The sequence below is a fragment of the Orbaceae bacterium lpD01 genome (assembly GCA_036251705.1).
Taxonomy (GTDB): Bacteria; Pseudomonadota; Gammaproteobacteria; order Enterobacterales; family Orbaceae; genus Utexia; species Utexia brackfieldae.
The window spans coordinates 1,497,768-1,521,391 of the sequence record CP133959.1 but is presented as its reverse complement, the minus strand read 5'-3'; the positions used below and the strand labels follow the sequence as shown (position 1 = coordinate 1,521,391).

The 23,624-nt window shown below is 42.4% G+C and carries 19 protein-coding genes; 4 read left to right on the top strand and 15 right to left on the bottom strand.

The window, feature by feature from the left end; genetic code table 11:
- Window positions 1-15: 15 nt before the first annotated feature.
- The 3 genes from ppx to pykF form a co-directional block, all read right to left on the bottom strand.
- The gene (gene ppx / locus RHO15_06825) at window positions 16-1,563 is read right to left on the bottom strand and encodes an exopolyphosphatase (protein WVD63192.1); all 1,548 of its coding nucleotides are present in this window, start codon (window positions 1,561-1,563) and stop codon (window positions 16-18) included.
- Between the two features lie 24 nt (window positions 1,564-1,587).
- A complete protein-coding gene (gene ppk1 / locus RHO15_06820; protein ID WVD63191.1) occupies window positions 1,588-3,657 on the bottom strand; it encodes a polyphosphate kinase 1 in 2,070 nt (689 codons plus the stop codon).
- Between the two features lie 119 nt (window positions 3,658-3,776).
- Complete coding sequence (gene pykF / locus RHO15_06815) at window positions 3,777-5,186, bottom strand: pyruvate kinase PykF (protein ID WVD63190.1); 1,410 nt, start codon at window positions 5,184-5,186, stop codon at window positions 3,777-3,779.
- A 1,126-nt stretch (window positions 5,187-6,312) separates the two neighbouring features.
- Between pykF and RHO15_06810 the strand changes: the two genes are divergently transcribed.
- A complete protein-coding gene (locus tag RHO15_06810; protein WVD63189.1) occupies window positions 6,313-7,023 on the top strand; it encodes a cyclic nucleotide-binding domain-containing protein in 711 nt (236 codons plus the stop codon).
- Window positions 7,024-7,095: 72 nt separating this feature from the next.
- Entirely contained in the window at window positions 7,096-8,208 is a 1,113-nt protein-coding gene (locus tag RHO15_06805; GenBank protein WVD63188.1) for a DUF1471 domain-containing protein, read from the top strand.
- 54 nt (window positions 8,209-8,262) lie between these two features.
- Here RHO15_06805 and hrpA read toward each other — a convergent pair whose 3' ends face one another.
- Window positions 8,263-12,171, bottom strand: coding sequence for an ATP-dependent RNA helicase HrpA (hrpA, locus tag RHO15_06800; protein WVD63187.1), 3,909 nt, complete (start codon window positions 12,169-12,171; stop codon window positions 8,263-8,265).
- A gap of 86 nt (window positions 12,172-12,257) precedes the next feature.
- On the opposite strand from hrpA, the gene RHO15_06795 reads away from it, so the two are divergent.
- Window positions 12,258-12,680, top strand: a complete 423-nt coding sequence (locus tag RHO15_06795) for an META domain-containing protein (GenBank protein WVD63186.1) — start codon at window positions 12,258-12,260, stop codon at window positions 12,678-12,680.
- 50 nt (window positions 12,681-12,730) lie between these two features.
- Here RHO15_06795 and phoR read toward each other — a convergent pair whose 3' ends face one another.
- From phoR to pstS, 7 genes are read right to left on the bottom strand one after another with little or no spacing between them, the layout of a single operon-like run.
- Complete coding sequence (phoR, locus tag RHO15_06790; GenBank protein ID WVD63185.1) at window positions 12,731-14,029, bottom strand: phosphate regulon sensor histidine kinase PhoR; 1,299 nt, start codon at window positions 14,027-14,029, stop codon at window positions 12,731-12,733.
- Window positions 14,030-14,034: 5 nt separating this feature from the next.
- Complete coding sequence (gene phoB, locus RHO15_06785) at window positions 14,035-14,760, bottom strand: phosphate regulon transcriptional regulator PhoB (GenBank protein WVD63184.1); 726 nt, start codon at window positions 14,758-14,760, stop codon at window positions 14,035-14,037.
- 47 nt (window positions 14,761-14,807) lie between these two features.
- On the bottom strand, window positions 14,808-15,512 hold the full coding sequence (gene phoU / locus RHO15_06780; GenBank protein ID WVD63183.1) for a phosphate signaling complex protein PhoU: 705 nt from the start codon (window positions 15,510-15,512) through the stop codon (window positions 14,808-14,810).
- Between the two features lie 15 nt (window positions 15,513-15,527).
- Window positions 15,528-16,331, bottom strand: coding sequence for a phosphate ABC transporter ATP-binding protein PstB (gene pstB, locus RHO15_06775; GenBank protein ID WVD63182.1), 804 nt, complete (start codon window positions 16,329-16,331; stop codon window positions 15,528-15,530).
- 6 nt (window positions 16,332-16,337) lie between these two features.
- Complete coding sequence (pstA, locus tag RHO15_06770; protein WVD63181.1) at window positions 16,338-17,198, bottom strand: phosphate ABC transporter permease PstA; 861 nt, start codon at window positions 17,196-17,198, stop codon at window positions 16,338-16,340.
- Window positions 17,195-18,151, bottom strand: coding sequence for a phosphate ABC transporter permease PstC (pstC, locus tag RHO15_06765; protein WVD63180.1), 957 nt, complete (start codon window positions 18,149-18,151; stop codon window positions 17,195-17,197). The genes pstA and pstC overlap by 4 nt, the downstream gene beginning before the upstream one ends.
- A 32-nt stretch (window positions 18,152-18,183) precedes the next feature.
- Window positions 18,184-19,230, bottom strand: a complete 1,047-nt coding sequence (pstS, locus tag RHO15_06760) for a phosphate ABC transporter substrate-binding protein PstS (protein ID WVD63179.1) — start codon at window positions 19,228-19,230, stop codon at window positions 18,184-18,186.
- Window positions 19,231-19,475: 245 nt separating this feature from the next.
- Between pstS and RHO15_06755 the strand changes: the two genes are divergently transcribed.
- The gene (locus tag RHO15_06755) at window positions 19,476-20,180 is read left to right on the top strand and encodes a Vat family streptogramin A O-acetyltransferase (GenBank protein WVD63178.1); all 705 of its coding nucleotides are present in this window, start codon (window positions 19,476-19,478) and stop codon (window positions 20,178-20,180) included.
- A gap of 43 nt (window positions 20,181-20,223) precedes the next feature.
- Here the strand turns inward: RHO15_06755 and RHO15_06750 are convergent, their stop codons facing one another.
- Genes RHO15_06750 through RHO15_06735 form a run of 4 tightly spaced genes read right to left on the bottom strand, consistent with a single transcriptional unit; the run spans window position 20,224 to window position 23,581 of the window.
- Window positions 20,224-20,973, bottom strand: a complete 750-nt coding sequence (locus tag RHO15_06750; GenBank protein WVD63177.1) for a dipeptide/oligopeptide/nickel ABC transporter ATP-binding protein — start codon at window positions 20,971-20,973, stop codon at window positions 20,224-20,226.
- Complete coding sequence (locus RHO15_06745) at window positions 20,957-21,787, bottom strand: ABC transporter ATP-binding protein (GenBank protein WVD63176.1); 831 nt, start codon at window positions 21,785-21,787, stop codon at window positions 20,957-20,959. The genes RHO15_06750 and RHO15_06745 overlap by 17 nt, the downstream gene beginning before the upstream one ends.
- On the bottom strand, window positions 21,777-22,649 hold the full coding sequence (locus RHO15_06740; GenBank protein WVD63175.1) for an ABC transporter permease subunit: 873 nt from the start codon (window positions 22,647-22,649) through the stop codon (window positions 21,777-21,779). Before RHO15_06740 ends, RHO15_06745 begins: the two co-directional genes overlap by 11 nt.
- Window positions 22,649-23,581, bottom strand: coding sequence for an ABC transporter permease subunit (locus RHO15_06735; GenBank protein ID WVD63174.1), 933 nt, complete (start codon window positions 23,579-23,581; stop codon window positions 22,649-22,651). Before RHO15_06735 ends, RHO15_06740 begins: the two co-directional genes overlap by 1 nt.
- Between the last annotated feature and the right edge of the window lie 43 nt (window positions 23,582-23,624).

The following is a 23,624-nucleotide window of genomic DNA, read 5'->3' as shown; positions in this document are numbered from 1 at the left end:
ATAACGACCTTAATATCAAGAAGGCGACTCATCACCGATGACCACTGAGAGTTGCCAATCATCCATTTGCCCCCAAAAAAGCTGTTCTTGTTTTAAATCTAAAGCGATCAGCTGATTAGTTTCTGCGACTTGTTGGCTTATCACTAAAGCTGACTGTTTTAGTTTATCTTTATCAACGTGGATAGTAAAGGCGTCTAAAGGTAAATCTAATTGCCGCTGATTATTAATCAGCACCGCGAGCCTGAGTAATTGAATAGCGGTCATGACCTGTTCACGATTAAACAGATTGAAATCGGGGATATTCTCATGCTTCACTGATTTTCGATGATTTCTGACTAACGTAGCTAACAACAGTTGCTGTTCCTGGTTAAAACCAGGTAAATTACTATTCATCAAAATATAAGCTGAATGCTTATGGATAGCCGAGTAGTTAATTGTTAAACCGACCTCATGTAACATCGCCGCCCAATATAGTATCGGTTCGATTGTTTCATCGATAGTGGCGGCTTGTGCTTGCCACTGCTTAAAAAAATGCTGGGTCATTTTGAGGACTTTTCGGGCATGAATTTTATCGACATGGTACTGCTCTGATAACGAAATTGCCGTATGCTGACGGACATCGCGGAAACGAAAATGTTCCAGCATCTCATAAAGCACACCTTCCCGTAAGGCATAACCACTATAGTGTATCTCACTAATGGCTAGCGTATTAAATAGAGCATTTAAAATTGCCAGACCGGCCACAATCAGCGCTTTACGTTGCTGCGAAATAGCGTTGAAATCAAAATCGTGAATCGATTTGTAGCTGAGAATTTTTTTCGTCAGCAGTTTTAATCTTTGCGGAGTAATAATGCCATCGAGTTCACCCATTTCGATCAGCAGCTGATGAACCGCTTTTATCGTTCCAGAAGTGCCAAAAGCAATGTCGGCTGATAACGAGTTGACCGTTGGCGTCAGTTTTTCTAACTCTTGTGCCGCAGTTAACTGAGCCAGACGAAAAACTGACTCACGGATCTCACCATGCGGGAAAAAACGTTCGGTATAGGTCACGCAACCCATCGGTCGACTATCCACAAATTGGGTTTCAAAACCTTTTCCTATCGCAATTTCAGTTGAACCGCCGCCAATATCGATCACCAGTTTAGTCTCTTTTCTGGCGATGTTGTGTGTTACCCCTAAATAGATAAGACGCGCTTCCTCTTTACCGGAGATAATCTCAATCGGATAGGGCAATATACTGGCGGCTTGATTGAGCAGTTCACGATAATTTTTGGCGCGACGCATGGCATAAGTCGCCACGATACGAACATTTTTCTTGGGGAAATGTTTGATGCGTTCGGAGAACAGGGCTAAACACTGAATTGCTCTTTCAATACTAGCTTTATCGAGTTGATTATCTCGTCCCAATCCCGTTGCTAAGCGAACATGATGTTTTAATTCATAAATGATTTGTAAGGTTTGATTGACTTCTCGGGCCACAATAAGATGGAAGCTATTTGAGCCCATATCGATAATGGCATATTCATTAAATGAGGTTGGGCTTTGATTACTCGAAAGCGTCATGAGTCTTTTCCTGTTACGACGAAATTATAAATGTTCAAGCTGTTTTAAATAATCATAGATCGCGCTCTGTGATCGCACTTTTTTACGATTGCTACGCTGCACATAGTTGTTATTTAATTCTTTATCAATAATACGTGCTTTGACATTATCGCTGGTCTGAATATTAAAAATATCACGGATGGTTTTTTTAATCTGTGGATCGAGAATTTTAACGCCAACTTCGATACGATTATTGATATTTCTCGGCATCCAATCGGCCGATGAGATATAAGTATCTTGCTGTCCCATATTTTCAAACATATAAACGCGCGCATGTTCTAAAAAGCGATCAACGATACTGGTCACATAAATATTATCACTCATACCGGGCATATTGGGAATCAAGGTGCAGATACCGCGAATGATCAATCTGATTTTCACGCCGGAGCAGGAGGCTTCATAGAGTTTATTGATCAGCTCCTCATCGGTGAGATTATTTAGTTTAAGATTAATCGCCGCTTTTAAGCCTAAATTGGCATTGTCGATCTCTTGCTGAATAAACTGATAGAGTTTATTGCGGGTATTTTGCGGAGAAACCAACAGATAATTAAAGCTGACTGGTTTATATGGCTCTTCGATAAAGCTAAATACGCGTCTGACTTCATCGGTAATTTTCTTATCGGCGGTTAACAGTGAAAAGTCAGTATAAACACGGGCGGTTTTTTCATTAAAGTTACCTGAGCCAATATGGGCGTAGCGTACAATCTGATCATTTTCGAGACGATCAATCAAAAAGAGCTTAGCATGAATTTTTAGGCGCGGTGGTGAGAAGATCACTTTAACACCAGACTCAGTCAATCGTTTGGCCCAATGAATATTGGCCTCTTCATCGAAACGAGCTTGTAATTCAACGACCACCGTGACTTTTTTACCATTATTAGCGGCATTAATCATCGAGTTAATGATGCGAGAATCTTTTGCTACGCGATAGATATTAATTCTGATTGTCGTGACGTTAGGATCGAAAGAGGCCTGACGCATGATCTCTAAAACATGCTCAAAAGAGTAATATGGATAGTAGAGTAAGATATCTTTTTCGCGAATTGCATCAAATGCATTACGATAACTCTTAAACCCTTGATAAGTTAAGCTGGGCAGTGATTTATTAATTAAATTACTGCGGCCAATACAGGGAAAGTACATCAGATCTTTAAAATTCGGATAACGACCTCCGGATACCGCATCACGTTCTGAAATCATCAGTTTTGACATCAGTAAGGCTTTTAATTCACGTGGCATATCTTTTTGATACAAAAATCTCACCGGCACAGCGGTTAGGCGCTGTTTTAAGCCCAACGACATGACATCTAACATACTGGCATCGAGTTCGTAAGTGATATCATACTCCGAGTCTCGGGTAATTTTGATCGAGTAGGCATTTAAATTGGTCGTATCAAAAAAGACTTTAAAAATATCGCTTAAACAGTATCGCAAAATGTTATCTAAAAAGATTATCGACTTATTCTTAGTTGAGACCTCTGAAGGTAGTAAGACAAAACGAGACACTTTATCGGTCGGCACTTCCAGTAAGGCATATTTAGTGTCATTATTATTGATAATTTCAACCGCCAGATAAGTATGGTCATCTTTTAAGAACTGGATCAGATCGGTATAACTATCTAATAGAATAGGGGTGATATATTGACGAAGATTTTTTTTGAAGTACTGCTTAATCCACTGCTCCTGATAAGAGGTCAGCTGCCTTTCATTGACTAAAAAAATCTGATTTCGCGCCATCTCTAACAGCAATTCGTTATATAACGAATCAAACTGGAGTTCGGCTTGTAATACTTTTTGATGTACCTGCTTAAGCAGCTGGCTCGAGTTTGTCGAACTTGCGCCACTGGCATTGCGTTGTTCTTGTTCAATGATCACCGTCCTTTTCAGATTGGCGAACTGAACTTTGTAAAACTCATCTAAATTACTTGCGTAAATACCCAAAAAACGGACTCTTTCGATCAGCGGATTAAGTTTATCAGCTGCTTCTTGTAAGACTCGCTCATTAAAAGCGAGCCAGCTTAATTCCTTTCTCAGGTAAATATTATCGGTATTCATTGTTTTATTCACCTTGTCTATTATTATTTATAAGACCATCAGTATACCGAATTTATCTGATCTTTAAATAAAAAAACCAGCAGAATCTGCTGGTTTTTGTCCGGTAAATAATAAAATAATTATAAACGGTGAACTGAGGTGGTGTTAGTTGTGCCGCTTGGGACTAATGCACCAGAAACCATCACAACGATATCACCAGTTTCCGCTAAACCTTTCTCTAACGCAAACTCTTTACCTAAACGGTAGAAATCATCAGTTGATTGAATTTCACCAATCAGGCAAGGTTCAACGCCTTTAGTTAAGATTAACTGATTCGCTGTTTTTGGATTCGAGGTTAAAGCGATCACTTTAGCGGTTGGGAAGTAACGACGAACTTCACGCGCTGATTTACCGCTGCGCGTTGCAACGATGATTAATTTTGCATTCAAACGCTCAGAAATTTCTACTGCGCCACAACAAACCGCAGCGGTAATACGCAATTTCTCGAAAGTATGCAAATCTAATGAAGCGGGTAAAACCACATCAGTACGTTTACAGATAGTTGCCATCACGGTAACGGCTTCTAACGGATATTTACCTTTAGCACTTTCGCCTGATAACATTACCGCATCCGTACCATCTAAAATCGCATTGGCAACGTCACCGGCTTCAGCACGAGTAGGGCGTGGATTTTTGATCATGGAATCAAGCATCTGTGTTGCCGTAATGACGGGTTTTGAAACACGATTACATTTTTTGATCATCATTTTTTGGGCAAAAATAACTTCTTCAACCGGGATTTCAACACCAAGATCGCCACGAGCAACCATGATACCGTCTGATGCTTCTAAAATTTCATCGAAGTTATCTAAACCTTCCTGATTTTCGATTTTAGAGATAATTTGAATGTTTTCACCGCCATGTGCTTTTAAGTGAGCACGAATTTGTTCAACATCAGAACGCTTGCGAATAAATGATGCCGCAATAAAATCAAGGCCTTGTTCACATCCAAAGATCAGATCTTGTTTATCTTTTTCGGCTAAAGCAGGTAACTGAATTGATACGCCAGGTAAGTTGATACCTTTATTCTCACCAAGATCACCGTTGTTTAATACGGTACAAACCACTTCATGTTCTTTAACCTCTTTGACTTCCATGGCAATTAAGCCATCATCGACTAGTACGCGATTACCCGGTTTAAGATCTTTCGCAAAACCAGCATAAGTTACTGCGACGCGATCGTGATTACCGACAACAGAGGTATCGGTTGTAAAAGTAAAGGTTTGACCAGCAACAAGCGCAACGTCATTACCACCTTCTAATTTGATAGTACGGATTTCAGGGCCTTTGGTATCGAGTAAAATGGCCGCTTTTCTGCCCGTTTCTTGCATCACTTCGCGAAGGTTTTTAATACGTTGGCCATGCTCGGCATAATCGCCATGAGAGAAGTTCAAACGCATGACATTCATGCCTGCTTCAAGTAATTTGGCTAATACTTCTTTCGATTCAGTTTTTGGACCAATGGTACAAACAATTTTAGTCTTTTTCATAATGATATCTACTTTAATAAGTTAATGGATTTAAAGTTAAAAAATAAACCTGATATAAAAAGCAAAAAACCAATGCGATTAGGCATTGGTTATAAGTAAGTAGGGTGAGTTTTGTTGACAATACGCCTAAAAAGACGCTTGCCGCCTTTGTCGTGATCTTAGCTAAAACGGGCATGATGTTTTTAGTCAACGCAACCAACCTGAACTATTGTTATTACAAAGTTTAATTGGCTGCATTATAGTATTATCCATCGACAAAATAAAGATATTTTATTCATCTAAAGGGGGAATTTCGTGCCAAAGTTGTTATTAATGATAACGTTAACATAATGAAAAGGGCAATCAGATAACAAATAAAGTTGATCAGTAATTTGGTTTGAATCAAAATCTTCGCTTAACAAAATTGATTATTTTTCTATAACAAGTCAGTATAACGAGTCATTTAACATCAAGTGATATAGCCATTTTACATGATGAACACGAATGATTGAGCCTTTTCTGAAAAGTGTATTTAGGCGCTGATGATTGCCTCAAAACCCAGAATATCATCAGGGAGATAAAAGTCGGTAATTCATGAACACCGCAATACACTGGCTTTTAGCTGCGATAATTTATAGGAAGAAATAAAATATATCCAGATTAAGTCTGGTTAACTTTTTATTTTTTTTAACGATTCTGATTGGCTATTTGTATACTAAGGATACAATTTTACTGAAAAACAACCAGAAATAGTCAGTTAAACAGACAATAGTTCAGGTGTTGAGCTTTATTGACGATTGAAAATAACGGATTTTTTTCATTTACACGCATTATAATTTGAAGGTCCCGAATTTAGCCTTAATTATGCATACCAGTTCGCATAATGTATATTATGTTAAATAATATCTGTAATTAAATTATTGCGTTGGTGTTATCTCTGCTTTTAGTAAATACTTACTTAACCAATGCTGCCCTTTGCCTGTTTATCGTTAAGATTAATTCGTCGATTGAAAAAATAATTTTTATTGCTTGATTTGTGTTACTGACAAAAATAAACTGCGTAGGCTTTTAACTGGTCGATGTATATCGATCCTTATTCGAACTTATGTTTAATATAATCTTTATTAAATAATGATATTGGATTTGTATGCAAAACATTTATACACCGAGTTACTCTGTCCCTTGTGAATTATGTAGTATAGGATCAATCTGCCTCTCTATATTTAAAGACGACTATAGTTGTGCCATTCTGAATCGAAAACGCCTATTTGAAAAAAATGATATCATTGCGCAAGCTGGCGAACCGTTGAATAACCTGCTTGTTATCCACTCGGGGTGTTTGAAAAGTTACGCGGTCACTAGCTCTGGTGCTGAGCAAATTACTGGTTTTTATCTCCCGGGCGACATCCTCGGCTTTGAGGCAATCAGTTCGAAAAAGCACTACAACAGTATTCAGGCTTTAACCAAAACCTCAGTGTGTGAAGTCAGGCATGAAGAGTTTATGTCTTTAATGGCAAATTGTGGGCAAGTCAGAGATGTCATGGTTAATCTGATGAGTCAAGAGATTCTCAATCAGCAAAAATTGATTTTAATGCTATCACAAAAAAATGCCGAAGAGCGTTTAGCCAGCTTCATCTATTTGCTTTACACGCGTTATGCACTGCGTGGCCATGTCTCATTGAATATCAAGTTATCGGTTTGTCGCAGTGATATTGCCAATTATTTAGGCTTGACGATCGAAACGATTAGTCGCATTTTCACGCGTTTACAACAACTCAATATCTTAGCGGTAAAAGGTAAACATATTTTAATAAAAAATCTACCTGAACTGATTAAGTTTTCCGGTGAATTAGAGTAATATAATTTGTTGAATGTCGTTAAATAGAGTCATTTTTGATGATTGGCTCGCTTATAATAAGGTTAATTTGATATGGTCAGTCTAAAAAAAACAATGATTACTGTAGGTTTACTCTCAATTTTATCTTCAGCTCCCCTATTCGCTGCAACAGAACTTACCCAGCAGCAGGCAAATCAACTGCAGCCTTTTAAAGAGATTTCGATTCAAGGTCACTATTATAGTTTCGCACAAGCTGCGCGTGATATTAGTCGCTTAGCTGATAAACAAGGTGCGACTGGCTTTTATATTAAAAGTATGAATTCACACTCCAGTAATGAGATGCTGAGCATCGTTTATGCGGACTTATATAAAGCGGATGCGCCAGAAAAACCGAGTGAAGATAGTGTGAGCAGCTTCGAACAATTTGAAGGCGTTTATGTCTATCCCAAAAAAGTGGCCATTGGTTTTGAACCGTTTGATATTCTTAAATTAAGAGGCTCTTATCTCAATCAACGTGCTGTGGATACCTCCGTGGCTAAAGCCGCGGCAGAGAAAGGCGCTTATGCTTTTTATATTGATAGACAAATTGAAGTCAAAGGTAGTAATACCGAGATAACCGCTTACTTGTTCAAAAAAGATGCCGCGGTACGTCAGATTCAACCGGAAGACGCTATCCCTTATGATTCCGAAGCCGGCCGTCAGGCCTTAGCACAAGGCGGCGCAGCGGCACTACAAGTTGAAAAACCGGGTTATTACTCCTCTTCAGCCTTTAATGAAGAGGCGTATACTGAAAAATTTGCTCAAAATAATACTGCACTATCGACTTCTGCAACAATAACGACTGCTGGCGTTGAACCAACCTCTGAGACCAACTCTGGTCAAGTGGTCGCATCAGCAGATGCTCCGGCAGTAGTAAGGCCAGCGGCACCACAAACAACTGCAGTGGTACCCGCACCAAGTAGTTCTCGTTACAGCGTCACTGTATCAGATGGCCGTAAGATTGATGAGTTAAATAATGCTACTGCAGCCAAAATGGTGCCATTTGATTCGATTAAGTTCAGAGGTAACTTTAACTCTGATCGTGAAATCACACGGCAAGCCGCACAGCGTGCCGTTGATAAAGGGGCGAAATATTACCATATAACCCGTATCGCACAGGCAACGAAAGGTTCAATGCGAACCGTCTATGTCGATCTGTTTAAATAATTGATTGACCAGATTAGTCGAAAAGAAAAAGGCGTGTTGTCACGCCTTTTTTTATTATTGTGCTTCGAGTATTTTGGTCAGATTATCGATTTGTTGAACAATACGTTTATCTGAAATCGGATAAGGGGTGCCTAGCTGCTGAGCAAAAAGATTTACCCGCAACTCTTCAATCATCCAGCCGATATCATTGACCTCTTTTAATTGACGTTTTTCGTCAGGTAGTTTCACCATAAATTGCTGATAAGCTTGTTGAACTTGCTCAATTTTATGTATATGCGCCCTATCCTTATTGGGATCAATTGCCAGCTTATCTAACCGTTTTTCAATCGCCTGCAGATAACGGTAGATATCGCCCAATCGGCTATAGCCCACTTTGGTGACAAACCCTTTATAGACTAAATGACTGAGCTGCGCCTTGATATCCGATAAGGCAAAGGCTAACGATAAGTCTATTCGACCTTTTAGCTTCTTGTTAATATTGAAGTTTAGCGTTAATATTTTTTCGACTTGCTGGGCAATCTCAACCACCAGCGGATTGAGATTGGCTTTAACAAAATCGAGTAAACGTGCAAAGTCCTGCTGATTCCAGACCAGACCGCCCTGTTCAATGATCAGATGATCAATCGCACAAGCAATACAGTCATCAATCAGTTCAGGAATGTTACCAAAGGGATTAAAATAGAGGCCCAGTTTTGATTTATTGGGTAGTTTTTCATGTAAATACTTAATTGGCGAAGGACTGTTTAACAGCAATAAACGACGTATTCCCACTAAGGTCAGACGCTGCTGCTCCTCTATAGTATCAACAAGTTTGATACTGACGGATTGTTGATTATCCACTAAAGCAGGATAAGCTTTGACCGTATATTGACCTTTTTTATCTTGAAACACCGTCGGTAAAGTGCCAAAATGCCAGTCAACTAAATCACGTTGCGCCAGTTTTTCATCCTGCACGACACTGGATAAAGTTTGCTGAACCTGCTGTTTTAAGGACTGCTTCAAATGCGTGAGATCTTTGCTTTCAGCTAAGATTTTTCCCTGCAAATCAATCACCCGGAAGGTGATTTTTAAGTAATCAGGCACTTGCGTCCACTGCCAGCTCTCTCGGTCAATCGTCAGACCACTCATACGCCGAAACTCTTTTTCTAAGGCTTCCAGTAGCGGTAAGCTGAGAGCGGTAACTCTTTCCAGAAAGGCCTGTGCATAATCAGGAGCGGGAACAAAGTTACGACGGATCGGCTTGGGTAACGATTTAATCAACGCGATAATTAGATCTTTGCGTAAGCCCGGTATCTGCCACTCAAAGCCCTGTTCACTCAACTGGTTTAATACCGCTAAAGGTACCTGCACCGTAACACCATCCGCCTGGCTACCCGGTTCAAATTGATAGGATAGTGGTAGTTTTAAATTGCCTTGTTGCCAATAATCAGGATAATCCAGACGGCTAATTTGATTGGCCGACTCATTGATCAACATAATTTTTTCAAAGTTAAGCAAATCTGGCTGCTGTGACTTTAGACTGTTCCACCAGGTATCAAAATGTCTAGAGGAAACAATATTCGCTGGAAGACGCTCATCATAAAAAGCATACAGCGTATGATCATCGACTAATATATCTTTACGTCGTGATTTATGTTCTAAGGTCTCCACATCATGAATCAAACTGAGATTCTTTTTATAAAAAGCATGTTTGGTCTGCCAGTCGCCCTCAACCAGCGCATGCCGGATAAACAGCTCACGACTTAATACTGGATCGATTTGACTATAATTGACCTGTCTTTGATTGACAATCGGTAAGCCAAACAAGGTGACCTTCTCATTGGCCATAGTGGTCCCTTGCGCTTTCGACCAGTGCGGTTCACTATAACTGCGTTTTATTAAGTGCTGCGCGAGCGGCTCTATCCATTCCGGTTCAATTTTAGCCGCAATCCGTCCCCATAAGCGGGTTGTTTCAACTAATTCAGCCACTAAACACCATTTCGGTGGTTTTTTAAAGATCCCTGAGTTGGGAAAGATCGAAAATTTGATATTGCGCGCACCAATAAACTCATGTTTATCAACCTCTTTCATCCCAACATGGGAAAGTAAGCCACTGAGAAGAGCCAGATGAATCGACGTGTAATCCCCCTCCTGACTATTAATCGCAAACTTAAGCTCTTTCACCGTTTGACGCAGCTGAGTATAGATATCCTGCCACTCTCTGACCCGCAAATAGTTAAGATACTCTTGCTTACACAGTTTTCGAAATTGGTTACTCGAGAGCTCTGCTTGCTGCGTTTGCAGATAACGCCATAAATTAATCAAGCTCATAAAATCAGAATCTTTATCACTAAACCGACGATGCTTTTCATCGGAAGCTTGCTGCTTATCGAGTGGTCTTTCACGTGGATCTTGAATAGATAAAGCGGCGGTAACAATCATCAGCTCTTTCACACAACCATATTTTTTAGCTTCAACAATCATCCGGCCTAAGCGCGGATCAACCGGTAGCTGAGCCAGAGCTTTACCCACTTCAGTTAATTGATAATGCTGACGCTTAAACTCAACCGCATTCAGCTCTTCTAATAATCGGATACCATCTTGAATATGTCTTTTATCCGGCGCCTCAACAAAGGGAAAAGCAGCGATATCCCCTAAACCTAACGCCGTCATTTGTAAAATGACCGAAGCTAAATTGGTTCTGAGAATTTCTGGCTGCGTAAATTCAGGACGCGATAAGAAGTCCTGCTCATCATAAAGCCGAATACAGATCCCATCCGACGTTCGACCACAGCGTCCAGCCCGTTGATTAGCCGAGGCTTGTGAAATGGGTTCGATGGGTAACCGCTGCACTTTGGTTCGCACACTATAGCGGCTAATACGCGCCTGTCCGGTATCGATGACATATTTAATGCCAGGCACGGTCAATGAGGTTTCCGCCACATTAGTAGCTAAGATAATATGCCGGCCGTTATGGGGCTGAAAAATACGGTTCTGTTCACCGGCGGATAAGCGCGCATACAGCGGCAGAATCTCGGTATGACGTAAATTGAGTTTGGTGAGCGCATCAGCCACATCGCGAATCTCTCGTTCACCAGTTAAGAAAATTAAAATATCATCGGCAGATTCGAAAGAGAGCTCATCAACCGCATTAATAATGGCTTGTAACTGATCATTATCGGTACTCTCTTGATCGGTTACATCGCTTACCGCGCGATAACGAATCTCAACCGGATAGGTTCGTCCAGAGACCTCAATAATCGGCGCATCATTAAAATGTTGCGAGAATCTTTCTGGATCAATAGTTGCTGAGGTGATGATGACCTTCAAATCTGGTCTTTTCGGTAAAATTTGTTTCAGATAGCCGAGAATAAAATCGATATTCAGACTACGCTCATGTGCTTCATCGATAATTATGGTATCGTACTGGCGCAACAATTTATCTTGTTGGATTTCCGCCAGCAAGACCCCATCAGTCATTAACTTAATCAGGGCATTCTCGCCAACTTGATCGTGAAAACGGACTTTATAACCGACGACCGCACCCAGCTCACTGTTAAGTTCTTCCGCGATTCGGCTGGCAACGGATCTGGCGGCTAGCCGGCGTGGCTGAGTATGGCCGATATAGCCTTTTATCCCCCGCCCTAACTCAAGACAAATTTTCGGGATTTGGGTTGTTTTCCCTGAGCCTGTTTCACCAGCAATAATCACGACTTGATGGTCCTTGATAGCCTGATAGATTTGCGCTTTTTTATCAACAACCGGTAAGCCTTGCGGATAAGTGATATTCGGACAGTTGGCTGCCCGCTGCTGATAGCGTTGCTGAGCTGCCGAAAATTGCTGTTCAAAGGCTTGCCATTGAAGGGAATCAATGACCGTTTGTTTGGCAAACAGATTAAGTCTGTTTTTTAATTTGATTTTTTCAATCAGCCCAACAGTGTCAAGCTTTGCAAAAAATGGTTGTAATTGGTTTTGATGTGGCATAGGATTAGTCGTTTCAAAAATATAAATAGATGAATCATCTGTTGTATTTTACCATTATAGCAAATTTATCCCTATTCGGAGGTTTTATGAAAAAACTTATAGTATTTATTGCTGCCGCAACCCTTCTTGCAGGATGCAACACTGATAAAACAGTGAAACCTGATGCACTATTGCATCATCGCTTTGAATTAGTTCAGGCTAATGGTAACGCCGTTGATGTGGGTGAAAGTGGCTTAAGACCTTACATCGAATTTGGTGAAAACTTTGCGATTAACGGAAAAATGTGTAATTCGTTTGTCGGTCAGGCAACCTATAAAGAGGGTGAACTCACCAGCCCTGGTTTAGCTTCAACCAAAATGCTCTGTGCTGACGAGCAGCTCAATCAGCTTGATAATGTGATTGGTCAAGTACTGGTAAATGGTGCGAAAGTATCGATGGAGGGGGATAAGTTAACCCTGAAATCAAGCGATAATACCTTAGTGTATGAGCTAAAAGATGTGATGAATTAATCTCAATATGCATCGACATAGTAAACCGGCCTAGCGCCGGTTTTTTTATGTTATGCTTGACGAATGCGCGAAGACGGAAAAATCAGACAAAAAAGCGATCCTTTACCTTCGACACTTTGAATCTCTAAACGGCCATCATGTCTGAGCATGATATGTTTGACAATCGATAAACCTAAACCGGTGCCGCCAGTTTCTCGGGAGCGACTTTTATCCAGACGATAGAAACGCTGAGTCAAATTTTTTATCTTTTCTGCCGGAATACCCGGCCCGGTATCTTTTACAGAAAAAATACCTTCCTCCTGTCGAAGCTCAAATTGAATGGTAATCTCTCCGCCGCTATCGGTATAACGAATCGCATTCACCACGATATTGGCCATGGCACTGACGATTTCCGATTCAACACCGGCAATCCAGCCATCTTGCATCAGGCTGAGTGTAATCTGATGGCGTCCCGCTGACAGCTCTTTAATCATATTTTGCAGTTGTTCAAAAATAATATTCACATTCACCCACTGCTCGGTAGGGGGCAGCGGGCTATCTTCAAGTCGAGCCAGGGTTAACAAGTCGGTGACCAGCGCCAGCATCCGATCGCTTTGCTGTTTCATTAAATAGAGATAGTGATTACGCTTTTCTTCATTTAAGGGAAGGGTTTGCATCGTTTCAACAAAACCACTTAATACGGTCAGGGGGGTTCTGATTTCGTGAGAAACATCTGCCACGAAATTACGCCGCATACGCTCAGTGTTATCAATTTGGGTAATATCATTGACCAGCAGCAGTAAGCGCCCCTGATTATAAGGGTGAATCTCAATCCTTAATACCGGCCGATTGTGTCCTTGCACCAGTTTCAGTGGCGTCTGATAGCGGTTTTGATCTAAATAAGCGACAAACTCAGGAAAACGGATCAAATTAGTAATATGCTGTTTGAGATCTAACTCTGCACCGAGCTGGAAAAAATCGGCGGCGGCGTGATTACACCACTCAATACGGTGCTCTTTATCTAATAGCAACACACCATCCGGCGAAACCTGAATCGCATCGAGTAACTGATTAAGCTGCTCGGTACTTTGCTGATTTTCGCGCGCTTTCTGTTTCAATAGTCGCACAACATAGTCGGCAATATCGCGCCAGACATCGGTTAAATGGGGTTTTTGATTCGGATCAGCGCCCTGCTTTAGCCATAACACCAGCTGTTTAAACTGTTTTTTAGCCAAATAGATGATAACAATCAGCAACATAAACAGACCGATTAAAGCAATAATCGAAGTGGTTAAATATTTCCCCCAGATCATTTCAATGGTCACCGTCATCACAATATAAAACAGTATACCTAACATCAGTTTATACAAAATGGCTATTCCTTCTCTGGATGAGCGGCAATTTTTGAGATAGTAAACCGGTATCCCGCGCCGCGCACTGTATCAATTAAATGCGCGGCTTCGACAACCGATAGTGCTTCACGTAAACGCTTAATATGCACATCAACCGTGCGCTCTTCAATAAACACATGCTCTCCCCAAACTTTATTGAGTAACTGGGTACGGCTGTGGACTTTATTCGCATGCTGCATTAAATAGTTGAGTAGCTTAAATTCGGTGGGGCCGAGTTTAATTTCCTGATCATGATAAGTGACCTGCCATAGGGCCGGATCAATCGTTAAACCAGCAAGCGAGATTGATCTGTCACTGGCCTCCGGCAATTTACGTCGTAATAATGCCCGAATCCGAGCCAATAGCTCTTGAGTCGAGAAGGGTTTTACTACATAATCATCGGCACCGGCATCGAGCCCTTTTACTTTATCAAACTCTTCACTGCGAGCGGTCAGCATAATAATCGGTACCTGTCTGGTACGAGTATGACTGCGCCAGTGTTTAGCCAGTGCAATCCCACTTAATCCCGGTAACATCCAGTCGAGCAACACCAGATCGGGTAACATCAAATCTATCTCTTGTTGCGCTTTATCGGCATTATCGACCAGCACATAGTCAAACCCGGCATGGGCTAAATTAACCGCCAGTAGTTCACCGATTGCGCTTTCGTCTTCGACAATTAAAATTCGTGCCATCCTCTTTCCTATCAATCATGTTCCTGTCTATCAAGTTACTGTTTATCTTTTGATTACGGTGACTAGCAATTTTTGGTAATCGATTCAATCTCTTCGATGGTTGAATGTCTGACATCTTCGCCTTTGACGATATAGATCACCAGCTCTGCGATATTCTTAGTATGATCGCCGATGCGTTCCAGTGCTTTAGCGATAAACAACAGATCCAGACACGGCGAAATAGTACGGGGATCTTCCATCATGTAGGTCATTAATTTGCGGGTGAAACCATTAAATTCCGCGTCCAGATCGTTATCTACCCGCATGATTTGAATGGAAGCTTCAATATCTAAACGAGCAAAGGCGTCGAGCACTTTATGTAGCAGATCTAAGGCTAAATTGGACATAAAACGCAGTTCGGCACCAATCAGATTTCTGGCCGTGCCTTGTTCTATAATGGCACTGGCCATGCGAGCGATTTTCGTCGCCTCATCACCAACCCGCTCCAGATTATTGGCGGTTTTTGAGATCGCCATCAATAATCTTAAGTCGCGCGCGGTCGGTTGACGACGCGCAATCATCGAGACTAAATTACGGTCAACACAGATCTCCAGTGCATTGACTTTTTTCTCCAGTTCAAACACCTTCGCTGACATGTCACTATCAAAATGGGTTAATACCAGCGTAATAAAGTGCATTTGTGATTCCACGATGCCGCCTAATTCCATAATCTGGGCGGAAATCGCGTTAAGTTCGTTGTCAAATTGAGATGAAAGATGTTTTGCCATAAAAATAGTCCTGAATTAGCCAAATCGACCGGTAATATAATCTTCGGTTGCTTGTTGGGTCGGCTTTAAGAATAACTGTTCGGTTTCGCCCACTTCAATCAGCTCCCCCAAATACATATAAGCGGTATAGTCAGAGCAGCGTGCTGCCTGCTGCATATTATGGGTCACCATTGCAATAGTATGATCCTGCTTTAATTCATTAATCAGCTCTTCGATTTTACCGGTTGAAATCGGATCCAGCGCTGAACAAGGTTCATCTAAGAGTAAGATCTCTGGCTGAATAGCAATCCCTCTGGCGATACAAAGGCGCTGCTGCTGACCACCCGACAGACTGGCACCACTTTGGTTGAGTTTATTTTTGACTTCATCCCATAAAGCGGCCTTCTTAAGCGCCCACTCTACCCGCTCATCTATCTCTGCATTGGAGAGCTTTTCGAACAGTTTAATACCAAAGGAGACATTATTATATATCGACATCGGAAACGGGGTTGGCTTCTGAAATACCATACCTATTCGGGCGCGGATCAGGGCGACATCCTCTTGACTGGTAAGAATATTTTCGCCATCGATCAATATTTCACCTTCAGCACGCTGCTCGGGATAGAGCTCATACATCCGATTAAAGGTCCGTAACAAGGTCGACTTACCACAACCAGACGGACCAATAAAGGCCGTCACTTTGTTCTTGGCAATATCCAGATTGATATTTTTCAAGGCATGAAACTGACCATAGTAGAAGTTTAACTGACGAATCGATAATTTACTGCTATGACGGATATCATTGCTATTATTATTGACATTATGCGCTGAATTAAGCATCAATCATTAACCTTTTTTCTTAAATAAAATACGTGCGATGATATTGAGGATCAAAATACCAAACGTGATGATAAATACGCCGGCCCAGGCCAGTTTCTGCCAGTTTTCAAAAGGACTCATGGCGAATTTAAAGATGGTGACCGGTAAACTGGCCATCGGCTGAGATAGATCACTGTTCCAGAACTGATTTGATAACGCCGTAAACAGTAATGGCGCGGTTTCACCGGCAATACGTGCAATCGCTAATAATACGCCGGTAATAATGCCGGCTTTGGCTGATCGCAGACTGATCATCAGTACCACTTTCCATTTTGGCGTACCTAATGCATAGGCGGCTTCACGTAGCGCATCAGGGATCAGTGCCAGCATATTTTCGGTCGTTCTGACGACAATCGGGATAACGATCAGAATCAAGGCAAACACCCCAGCCCAACCAGAAAATCCGCGAAATGGAATCACAATCAGCGAGTAGACAAATAGACCAATAATAATCGAAGGCGCTGATAACAAAATATCATTAATAAAACGGGTACAGGCGGCGAATATACTCTGGCGACCGTACTCAGTTAAATAGATACCGGTCATCATACCAATTGGTGTACCAATCAAGGTGGCCATTAATACCATCAGTAAACTGCCCCATATGGCATTGGCTAAACCACCAATATCAGTATTTGGCGGTGGGGTCATTTCAGTAAAAATTGATAAATGTAGGCCATCAATGCCTAAAAAGACCGTTTCGAATAAAATCCAGGCTAACCAGAACAGGCCAAACAGCATGGCCAATAAGGACAATGTTAACGCCAGATGATTTTTCCATTTACGGCGACGATGTAATTTAGCTTTGGCTAAGGCCAGCTGACTCATGTGCGGCCCCCTTCATTTTTCTGTAATCTCATCAATAATATTTTCGAACAAGACAGCACTAAAAAAGTGATAAAAAACAGAATTAAGCCTAAATAGATTAATGACGATTGATGCAGACCGGGACTGGCCTCAGCAAATTCATTGGCTAATACAGAGGTAATACTATTGGCGGCTTCAAACAGTGAGATAGAGTCCAGCTGATTCATATTACCAATCATAAAGGTCACCGCCATGGTTTCGCCAAGCGCGCGGCCAAGGCCGAGCATGATGCCACCAATCACACCACTTTTGGTATGCGGTAACACAATATAGCGAATCACTTCCCAGGTGGTCGAACCTAAGCCATAGGCAGACTCTTTTAATAAGGTCGGCGTGACTTCAAAGACATCGCGCATCACCGACGCAATAAAAGGAATGATCATAATGGCTAAGATAACGCCCGCTGGAAAGATACCAATCCCGACCGGATAACCTGATACTAACGCCCCCAAATAAGGGACATCGACTAATAGCGTTTGTAATGGCACCTGCACATACTCGGCCAGTAACGGACCAAAAACCAGCAGCCCCCACATCCCATAAACAATTGAGGGAATGGCGGCGAGTAATTCAATCGCGGTACCTAACGGTTGTTTCAGCCATTTGGGCGCCAGTTCGGTTAAAAAGATGGCAATACCAAAGCTCACCGGAATTGCGATAAGCAGTGCAATAATGGATGTCGCCATCGTCCCATAAATCATGACCAGTGCGCCATATTTGTCCTGCACCGGATCCCAGTCATTGGTCCAGATAAAACTCAAACCAAAGGCTTTAAACGCTGGTATTGCCCCAACAATCAGTGAAATAATAATGCCGAGCATCATCATCAGGGTTAAAATAGTCGCACCGCGAAATAACCCGGCAAAAAGCGCATCCCCAAAGCGAGAATGCTTGCGTGCTCGATAAGATTGCATAACGGTATTTCTCTTCCTTCAATATAACGTGATTACTGATAATGGATCATCTGACCTTGGTCATTAGTAATGATTTGCCAGCTTTGGCGAATAATCTGTTTGACCGTATCGGGGAATGGCACATAATCTAAATCTATAGCTGCTTTATCACCTTGCGCCAATGCCCAGTTAAAGAAAGCCAGCGTCGCCTGCGTTTTGAGTGGTGAATCCGTTTTTTGATAGAGGAGAATATAGGTTGCTGTGGAGAGTGGCCAGGCATTAGCACCGGCAGCATTGGTCATATCCTGAGCAAAGGTTTTTTGCCAGTCAATACCGGCAGCGGCTGCCTGAAAAGTCTGGTCACTCGGCGAAACAAATTGTCCCGCAGCATTTTTTAACTGTACATGAGCCAGATTATTCTGTTTGGCATAAGCATACTCAACATAACCAATTGAGTTAGGTAAACGCATCACATAAGCCGATACCCCTTCATTGCCTTTACCGCCGACGCCAACTGGCCATTTTACCGCTGAACCCACGCCAACACTATTTTTCCAGACTTCACTGACTTTGGTTAAATAAGAGGTAAATACAAAACTGGTGCCGGAACCATCCGCTCGACGCACCACAGTAATTTTCGCATCAGGTAAATTGAGGGTTGGATTGAGCTGCTTAATCGCCTCATCCTGCCAGTTGGTAATGTTACCTAAATAGATATCAGCCAGCACTTCACCGGTTAATTTAACCACATCTGACGGGATACCTTTAATATTGATAACCGGTACCACGCCACCAATAATGGTGGGGAACTGGATCAAGCCGTCTTTAGTTAACGCTTGTTCGGTTAACGGTGCATCTGAAGCACCAAAATCAACGGTCTTAGCCAGAATCTGTTTCACTCCGGCGCTGGAACCAATCGATTGATAATTAACCCGGTTACCCGTCTCTTTATAGTAACTATCGGCCCATTTTGCGTAAACTGGCGCGGGGAAAGAGGCGCCAGCACCGGTAATATCTTCCGCCTGAACCGTTGTCGCGGTGAATGTCGTCGTGAAGAGTGAGATAAGACAAATTGATTTCAACAAAGAACGTGTACGCATACCATTAACCTCTCGTGAGTAAGTTCCAAAGCATTATGGCAAAAGTTTGTGACAGTTTGATGACATCCAGAAAAATACTGAGATGGAAAGGCGAATTGCTGAGCCATTTAACGTTTGTCCTCTTTTCCCCCCTCAATTTCATCATGAAGATGAATTACAAGAAGGTCTGGTGATTTGATTATGTACGTAGAAATAAAAAAACGATAAGATAATTTCATTTATTAAATCAATCAGATGGTATTCAAATGACAGAGATTAACACGAATCTAGGACCCGCCCCCACGAACGTTTTTCCGCTGCCAGCGTTTAAGCAGGTCTGCTATATTAACAATATTAACAATATTATCAATGATCCCAATATTATCGTGGGCGATTACAGTTATTACGATGATCCGGACGGTGCCCAGCTATTTACCAATAATGTCTTATATCACTATCCGTTTATTGGCGATAAACTGATTATCGGTAAATTTTGTGCCATTGCCCGTGGGGTTAAATTTATCATGAATGGCGCCAATCATAAGCTGTCTGGTTTCTCGACCTATCCATTTCAAATTTTCGGCCATGGCTGGGAAAGCGTGCAACCGACTGCCGATGAGCTGCCGTTTAAAGGTGATATGGTGATTGGTCATGATGTCTGGATAGGTTACAACGTCACTATGATGCCCGGTGTACGTGTTGGCAACGGCGCGATCATTGCCGCCCAATCGGTGGTAGTCGATGACGTACCGGCTTACAGTATTGTCGGCGGCAATCCAGCTAAAGTACTCAAACGACGTTTTGCCCCTGAGATCATTGCTGCATTGGAGCAGATTGCCTGGTGGGACTGGCCAATCGCCCATATTACTCGGCACTTAACAGAGATTGTTGGACAGGATATTGAGGCGCTCAAACAGGCGGCAAAAGTGATCAAAGCAGAAACCGAGATGGTATTTCCTTTCCGTGATTAGGATGACCATGGATAAGCGAGTATGCTCAGCCCCGCTATCCGCTTTAGATCACCGCATTGAGCAGTGAACGTGCGTAAGGATGCTTAACCCGAGCTAAATCCTGCGTCAGGCAGGACTCGACAATCTGTTTATCTTGAAAAAATAGCACCCGTTCACAGAAATAGCAGACAGTTTGAATATCATGGGTAATAAACAGATAGCTTAATTTGAATTCGGCTTTTAATTTTTCCAGCAGATCTAAGATTTTGACCTGGGTCGGCACATCAAGCGAGCTGACCGGTTCATCGAGGATAATGAGTGAGGGATTTGTAGCCAAGGCCCGGCTAATACAAACTCGCTGCGCTTGGCCACCGGAGAGTTCATGAACATAGCGATGCATTAAACTAGGCGACAAACCAACCCGATCGAGCAGCGCCGCCACTTCGACCTGCAGCTGTGCACTAGGGATATAACCGTTGAGTAACAGCGACTCAGCAATCACCTGTTTCACATTCATGGTAGGGTTGATTGAGGTGGTATAATCCTGAAATACAATACTGATATGATGTTTGCGATGCGGTTTCTCGGTGCAGGGTTTACCGTTGATGAGGATTTGGCCACTATCGGGTTTTTCGATGCCGCAAATCAGATTAGCCAGGGTACTTTTGCCACTCCCGCTCTCTCCGACCAAGCCGACACTTTCGCCTTTGGCAATCTGAAATGAGACATCGTCAATAATCTGATGTTGATGGCTGGGGAAAAAAGTATGGCTGTGACTAAATGATTTACTAATATGTTCAACACTTAATAACATCGGTTTTCCCCATAATCTGATCAAATCGCTTAGTCAGCTTCTGTCGGCTGGCTAATAGACTTTTGGTATAGGCCTGCTGTGGTGATGACAATAAACGGGCTTTATCATTCAACTCAACAATCTGGCCGGCTTTCATCACGGCAATATCATCAGCAATATCCTTTACTAAACCCAGGTCATGAGTAATAAAAATCAGCGTCGTCTGATGATGCTGGGTTAAGGCTTTAAACGCTTGCATCACATCATATTGCGTGATGGCATCGAGCGCGGTGGTTGGTTCATCAGCGATAATGATATCCGGCTCCAGCGCTAAGGCAATGGCGATCATTACCCGCTGCAGCTGGCCACCACTTAACTGATGCGGATAACTATTGACTAAGTTATGTACCCCAAGCAAGTTGACTTGACTTAAGTTCTTATTGATGCGGCTCTTCAATTGTGCGGCAGTCAGATTAAAATGACACTGTAGCGTTTCGGCAAATTGGTCGCCAATGGTCATTAAGGGATCAAATGCCGCCATCGCATTTTGTACAATCAGGCTGATGCGTTTACCGCGCATCGCTTGCCACTGCTTAAGTGTTTGCTGAAACAGCGCAGTTTGCTGAAAATAGATCTGGCCATCGGCCTGTAGTGACGTGGGCAGTAATCCCATGATAGCTTTAGCTAATAAACTTTTACCACTCCCACTTTCGCCCACTATCGCCAGTACCCGATGTGGATAAATTGACAAAGATAGATCGTCAATCAGCGGCTGCGCCGTTAAGCGGTCAGTCACCTTTAAATCGTTAATTTCTAAAATCGGTTTAGGCGTCATAGCGGTTTTTCACTAACAGTGTCTGATCAAATCGATTCATCGGATCAAATAGATCACGTAAAAAATCACCCAAGCCATTACAGGCAATCACCACTACTGTTATCGCGATCCCAGCCGGTAACATTTGGGTCGGATGGGTTAACATCACCTGTTTGGCCATGCTTAGCATACTGCCCCATTCAGCGGTCGGTGGCTGAATGCCTAAACCTAAAAAGGATAACGCAGAAATGGTTAAAATAATCGTACCAATATTGGTTGAGGCTAGTATCATCATATCTGCCGCGGTCATCGGCAGTAAATGACGACGTAGAATATAACTATCTTTAGCGCCAATCACCTGCGCATAGCGAATATAATTTTGATGGGTATATTGGCGCACCGCACCACGAATCATGCGCGCATACCAGGCCCATTTTACCACCACAATCGCCAGCACAATATTCTCAATACTGGGACCTAAAACGCCAACAATCGCCAGAATCATCACCACATCAGGAAACGATAACATCATGTCACAGAGCCGCATGATAATACTGTCGACTTTACCGCGATAGAAACCAGCAATCAGCCCTAATATCGCACCCAATATCATGGTTAACATCATCGCCAGCAACGAATAAAATAAGGTGGTTCTAATCCCATAAATTAAACGTGAGAAGACACAGCGACCTAAATAGTCAGTGCCAAGTGGATAATCAAGGCTGATCGGTAGATATTTCAGGCGCGACGCGGTTAAGTTGGGATCGTGAGGCGTAATCCAGGGTGCGAATATACCGGCTAACAGTACCACCAGCAGTATCAAAAAGCACATCTGGGCAAAGCGATCTTTTTTTAGCTGCAACCAAAATCGTGAAGATATCATCAGTGATGCCTTAATCTGGGGTCTAATTTCATTTGGAGTAAATCAATCAGACAGTTAAAGACTAAAAATAGTAAGGCAATCAGCAGGATATAAGCTTGAATCATCGGTAAATCGCGTCCCATAATCGCACTAATACAGAGCCGGCCAATGCCCGGCCAGGCAAAGATATTTTCAATCACAACGGTTCCGGCAATCAAAGCTGGAATACTCATACCGATACTAACTAAAGTAGTCGGTAAGGCATTGCGTAATACATGACGACGAATAATTTGCCATGATGACAGACCGCGCGCTTTGGCATAAAAGACATAAGGTTGCTGCATTTGCGTCAACATAGCGCCACGAATCAGCCGCAGATACAGGCCAATATAGCTGAGTGATAATGTTATAGCTGGTAAAAAGACCGCTCCGCTTTCTTGCAGACCGCTCACCGGAAACAGATCCAGTTGTACAGCAAAAAACCAAATAAACAGTAAGGCCAGCCAGTAATTAGGTAAAGCCATTAATAGAAAGATAACCCCACGGACTAATTGATCAATCCAGGGCGTTTTGGTCATCAGACAGATCAGGGCGAGCGAGAAAGCGCACACCAGACTGATAACAAACGTGACAAAAGCCAGATAAAGCGTGGCCGGTAATGCTGCCGCCAGCTCACCAAGTACTGGCGTTCTAAGTACAAAAGATTGCCCAAAATCTAAGTGTAACACTTGCCACAGCCAGCTTAAGTAACGTAGTAAAAAGGGTTTATCCAGACCTAACTCATGGCGCATCAAAGCGATAGCCTCATCGGTTGGCACAATATTACTGACACGTAAAGCGACCTCAGCGGGATCGGATGGCACTAAATTAAGCATAAAAAAGGCAATAAATGAGATCATCAGCATCAGCGGAATCATCATCAATAAACGCTGCATCAGGTAACGTTTCATCATTTATTGCCCCATTTCACTCATTGGTTATTGTACTTTTCATGAT